General features: G+C 55.6%; 7 protein-coding genes. 3 read left to right on the forward strand and 4 right to left on the reverse strand.

Annotation, left to right across the window (positions count from 1 at the left end; all coding sequences use genetic code 11):
• The first annotated feature begins 434 nt into the window (after nucleotides 1-434).
• Nucleotides 435-1,193: an IS6 family transposase gene (locus tag BMI01S_RS35830; protein WP_042292729.1), complete on the forward strand. Its 759-nt coding sequence runs from the start codon at nucleotides 435-437 to the stop codon at nucleotides 1,191-1,193.
• A 163-nt stretch (nucleotides 1,194-1,356) separates the two neighbouring features.
• On the opposite strand, the gene BMI01S_RS35835 is transcribed toward BMI01S_RS35830, so the two are convergent.
• From BMI01S_RS35835 to BMI01S_RS35850, 4 genes are read right to left on the reverse strand one after another with little or no spacing between them, the layout of a single operon-like run.
• Nucleotides 1,357-1,593, reverse strand: a complete 237-nt coding sequence (locus BMI01S_RS35835) for a hypothetical protein (RefSeq protein ID WP_028233093.1) — start codon at nucleotides 1,591-1,593, stop codon at nucleotides 1,357-1,359.
• Entirely contained in the window at nucleotides 1,590-2,102 is a 513-nt protein-coding gene (locus BMI01S_RS35840; protein ID WP_154671544.1) for a transposase, read from the reverse strand. The genes BMI01S_RS35835 and BMI01S_RS35840 overlap by 4 nt, the downstream gene beginning before the upstream one ends.
• A gap of 41 nt (nucleotides 2,103-2,143) precedes the next feature.
• Entirely contained in the window at nucleotides 2,144-2,848 is a 705-nt protein-coding gene (locus tag BMI01S_RS35845) for a hypothetical protein (RefSeq protein WP_042292732.1), read from the reverse strand.
• 19 nt (nucleotides 2,849-2,867) lie between these two features.
• Nucleotides 2,868-3,236: a hypothetical protein gene (locus BMI01S_RS35850; protein ID WP_042292735.1), complete on the reverse strand. Its 369-nt coding sequence runs from the start codon at nucleotides 3,234-3,236 to the stop codon at nucleotides 2,868-2,870.
• 90 nt (nucleotides 3,237-3,326) lie between these two features.
• Here BMI01S_RS35850 and BMI01S_RS41595 point away from each other — a divergent pair, with 90 nt between their 5' ends.
• Both BMI01S_RS41595 and BMI01S_RS38465 read left to right on the forward strand, forming a co-directional pair.
• Nucleotides 3,327-3,902: a hypothetical protein gene (locus tag BMI01S_RS41595; protein ID WP_156123897.1), complete on the forward strand. Its 576-nt coding sequence runs from the start codon at nucleotides 3,327-3,329 to the stop codon at nucleotides 3,900-3,902.
• Nucleotides 3,903-4,093: 191 nt separating this feature from the next.
• Nucleotides 4,094-4,979, forward strand: an 886-nt coding sequence (locus BMI01S_RS38465; RefSeq protein ID WP_052408485.1) for a hypothetical protein, incomplete at its 3' end; no start/stop codon positions are given.

A 4,979-nucleotide genomic window follows, 5' to 3' on the forward strand; every position in this document is an offset into this window, starting at 1 on the left:
GGGCCCATCCGCACCTCGTCAAGATTTGCAGGATTCATGCATCAATATGCCGGGTCTCTGCAATTCCCACAACACCATTTCGGCTCCAAAGTCTCGCCACATAAGGCTCACCGGATTATTCAGGTCCGACTAAGTACCTTATTGCGGTGCCAATTAAAGGATTGATTTTTTTTAACCTTAATAACCGATATCAATTTCCACTCACATGATCTTGGGTTAACCATGCTCAGCAATGTTTGTGCCATGCGTAAAAAATAGTGGCAAACTGAAAAAATAGCCGACAAGCAGGCTTGATGGCTGTCCTGTTTGTTGAATTCCAGACGACGTATGTCGGAGTTGTCACGTCAAAGCGCTATCTGAGGGAAGCGAATTTTCGAGGTTCTGTTGCAGTAAGGCCCACGTTAAAATTGGGTAGCGAAGTTTTGAGCTGTGCGATGAAGAAGACGAAGACACCGCGAACCACACTCGCGCCGGGCCTGGCCAAGGTCCTGAAGCGCCTTCACTACCCGCTTGAAGTGATTTTGCCGTGCGTGCGATGGTATGTGGCCTATTCGCTGAGTTTGCGCAATCTTGCGGAAATGATGGACGAGCGTGGTGTCGCGGTGGATCATTCGACGGTGTACCGCTGGGTCGTCAAACTGCTGCCGCTCTTCGAAAGGAGCTTGCGCAAGCAAAAGCGTCCGGTTGGGAAAAGCTGGCGAATGGACGAGAGCTATATCAAGATCAAAGGTGAGTGGAAATATCTTTACCGGGCAGTGGCCAAGGCGGGCGACACGGTCGACTTCCTGCTCAGGGCCAGACGGGACAAGGTCGCTGCCCGGCGGTTCTTTGAAAAGGCGATCGTCCATAATGGTACGCCAGAGACCGTGACCATCGACAAAAGCGGCTCCAATCTGGCCGCACTGGATGCGGTGAATGCCGATCGCGAGACGCCGATCAAGGTCCGTCAGATCAAGTACCTGAACAACATTGTCGAACAGGACCATCGGGCTATCAAACGCCGGATCCGGCCGATGCTGGGATTCAAGAACTTCCACCGTGCGAGGGTCATTCTCGGCGGCATCGAGGTAATGCACATGATCAGGAAAGGACAGGTGAAATGTGCGGGCAAAGACCCGTCGTCTGCTTCCCAGCAGTTTTACTCCCTTGTGTTCCTCACTGAGTCAAGTAGTTGCGGGTTTCAGCGCAGGTGATATTCGTCTCCAGTTGAAGGAACCGATGATGCAGAAAGTGGCGGACACGGCAAGACCTCAGGTGCGAAACGAAGATTTGGTATGCGAGGTGATCCGCATGGCAGAAGCAAACGCGATCACGGCGCGAAGCGCCAACGATGTACCGCAAGATCTGGGCGTGAGATCAGCTTTGGCAGGAGTGCCGAAGATTGATCAGGGTGTAGGCGAGAGTCTTGAAGGCGTAGTGCACGTCACTGATGCGTTCGAAACGCAGCAGCAGGCGGCGGAACTTGTCCTCCCAGGCGAACACGCGCTCGATGGTCCGAAAGCGTTCCTCGAAGATGGCCTCATTGAAATGACGCTTGCGGCCACGTTTGTTCTGATTGCGGTTGCGGGGATTTTCCGGGATGTTGGGTGTCATCCCGCGGTTGAAAATCGCCTTGCGGTTTTCGCGACAGTCATACACGCCATCCAGACTGACGGTTGAACCTTGCAGGCCCGCGCCAATGGCGCGATGATGTTGCACCCGCGTTCGCAGAAGGCTACGACCTTGTCGCCCTTCAGGTGCTTGTGCCCGCTGTAGCCCAGGTTGTCGCCACCTTTCTTTGCCGCCGTCGTCGTGCTGTCGCCATGAATGACCGAGAGGTCGAGAAGCTCGTCTTCATGCGACTGATGGACCGAGCCGGAAAAGCCCCGGTCGATGCTGCCATCGGCCTGCCAGCGCCGCATGATCCGGTAGACGCGCGTGTAATTGATTTCAGGCAGGCCCTTTGCATTGTTTTCGATCGGCAGCATCTTCCACTGACAGCCCATATAGAGCGCCTTCAGGACGTAGTTGAACATCTTGTGCAACGGTAGCGTGGGGGGCGGTCCACGTCGGCCGCGGCCCAGGTGCGGCCAGACAAACTGCTCGAACTGCTCAACGCTCAATTTCGTGGGAATCGCCTGCCAGCATGGGTTTGTAGCCATTTTCAACTCCAAACCCTTGACTTTAACCGATCCGCCCGCGACGAGCCCGCAACCCAGTCCTGATGCGGCTCGCAGACAAATTCGGGCGCCTCGAAAAACCCGCAACCACTTGTCTGCTTTGCAAAGCTTTCATGCTTGGGGGCGATGCCGATCTGAATCATGAAAAGGTTCACTTCGGCGGGGGGCCTGTTCTCAGCATTGACGCATATCAACGTCGAAGGCGAAACACATGTGTATCTTTGCGAATGTGGGCGCGCGAGCAGGCGGCAGGCTTTCAAATCATGGCGCACCATGGTTAGGAGCGGAAAGCAGTTGACCTCGTGCGGCGGCCCTGGAAACGCCACAGAGGGTGCGTACGATGGCACACGAACTGTTACCCAGAAGCGAATGCGACGATGAAAAATATCATCAATGCGGACACGCTCACGCGAGCCCCGTATGTCGCGCAGAATGCGCAGACGGGCCCATACCTTACGATGCCCCTCGGCGGTGAACGGCGAGCTTTCCAGATCATCCTGGATGGCTTGCAGCAAGCCGACGTCCGGCACCCTCGGTTTGGGACCGCGTTTGAGCCTGGTGATGGGAGTGACGGTAGCCTTTGCCTTGGCGCGTTCGGCATGGATCGACGAACGAGGGAAATTGAGCGTCTGACAAACGCGCTTCAGGCCATAGCGCCTGCCGGTAGCAGCGGAAGTCTCGTTGCTCATTTCGACGACTTCCGCGCGGCTAAAGGGGGGGCTCCTGCCGCTCGCGCTCCTTGTGCAGGATCTCGTTCTCCATGGTCAACTCGCCAACGCGGCGCATGGCCTCATTGAGCCGGGCTTCACGAGGATCGCTGTGCCGCTCCTTCAGGCCCGCATCCATCCCCGCCAGAGCCATCTCACGCCACGATTCAAGCCGCGCGATCGGCACGCCGACTTCACGGGAAACGGCATCGACAGGTTCGCCGCGCAGCAAGCGAAGTACCACGCTGCGCTTTCTCCCGGTGGACCAGCGCTTGACTTCATCGGCCGCGCCGCAGGCGCTTCCAGTCGCGCTACGCGCTCCTTCCAGCGCCTGCGGCGCAACAGCCTGTGTGGGCACCTTCTTCAGCATGAAAAGCTCCTTTTCTGGACAGCTGTTTTACAGCAAATCTGTGTCCAGAAAAATCCGGGCCGCGGCACGAAACCTAGAGAGGAATCTTCCGTGGCATCAAAGAAGATATTAATTCTGCTCATAGCTGCTTGGCTGAACGTTTATAACAGCCCCGTCAGCGCGCAGACGCTTAACACCCAGTTCTTGGGTTGGATCGGCAAAAACCAGCACGGCTACTACTTGGACGAATCGGACTGGCACTATTGTTTCGGCGGCCCTGGAGGAAGCTGTGGAACCGTGGCGTTAACGACAGGCCATTCGTCATGCCACACCACCAGCTTTAGCATCGGTGCGGAGTGGGGAATCCCGATAAAAATCGGCGGCATGGCGATCAAGGGCCGGATCAATAGTTCGTGGACTGCATGCAATATTCGTAGCGAAACGGTCACTTGTGGCCCTAAGCCGGGCTGGAAGGGCCGCGCAGTCATCAACTTCAGCGAACGATGGGGGAAAGTCCACGTGACCGGAGGGGATGACTACTCCAGCTTGGAGTCCTGCCCAGCGGGATGGCGTGCCGATTGGCAGGGGGATATGTTTTGGCTTTGCAAATACGTCGGTGGCACATATGATCGTGAAGGATATTTGCCAGAGTGGCGTGGCAGTAGCTGCGACTATCAGCGCATTTAGTTACTCAGATCGCCATTCGCCTCGTTCATTGGCTTGAGACAGCGGAGTGTCTTTGGTATCGCCACGATACCGCTAGGCGTGCACTGTGTCAGACGGCTGACGTTCCTTATCTACGAAGAAAGCTTATGTCCTTCAATATAAATTTATCTTCACGGCGTCGAGTCTATCTAGCCATCGTTGGATGCTTGCTGATGGTGGTGGCAGGGTACCTCTTATTTCTCGCCGCGCCCACGGTAGGTTCGGAGCAAGCGAAGCGCGCATACAAGCCCACAGACTTTAGGTCTTCCGAAGCCACCGCGACAAGCAGCAAAGAGGGAATTGCGTGGCCCGATGGCATTAATGCCGGCGGGAGTTTGGCCACCGATGACAAGCCCTCTGGAGCGGCATCCAATGATACACCTGTACAAATTGACGCGAGCCTTCGTGCGATCTTTCAGAAGATCGTGAATCGCGGCAACATGTCTCAGAATGAGCTGGATGAGTTTCGGGCTCGGCTGCAGATTGCTTTGGAAAATGACACCGAGGTCGCAAAGCTTGTGACTCAGTTCTATCACGACATGCCTGCCGAACAGGGCATGGAGCGGGACATTCTTCGATCCATCCTGGTTGATTCTGCAATTGGCAGAGACATAGTCTTGCAAGAAGCCAATGCCATTTGGGAGGGCAGAAACGAATCCAAATATGCCGAGATGTATGAGACTTACTTCAACATGCCAAGTCAAACGCCTCAAGAGGTCTTCAGTAAGGCGCTGAGCGATTTGAGGAGCGATGCCAGGACCGATGAGAGGACCGCTGTCGCGCGACTGAATTTCATCGGCACTCTTGAGGAACTAAGCATTCCCGATGTCGCGAACTTAAGAAGTGAGGCCGTGCAGACATTGAACCAGATAGCGGACGGCCACGATAGTGAGTTGATACGTGCACTCGCGGTACAAAAACTCTTTCGGCTGAATTCCCCGGGGGAAGCTGCGAATATCGCTATCGGCCAGTTTTCCAAAGGTGCCTATCCGGACTTGGTTCGTGAAACGCTGAATTCCGTCAGCAGCGGTGATGTCGAGCTTACGCCGAACTTGCGCA

This window comes from Paraburkholderia mimosarum LMG 23256 = NBRC 106338 (assembly GCF_000739815.1).
Taxonomy (GTDB): Bacteria; Pseudomonadota; Gammaproteobacteria; order Burkholderiales; family Burkholderiaceae; genus Paraburkholderia; species Paraburkholderia mimosarum.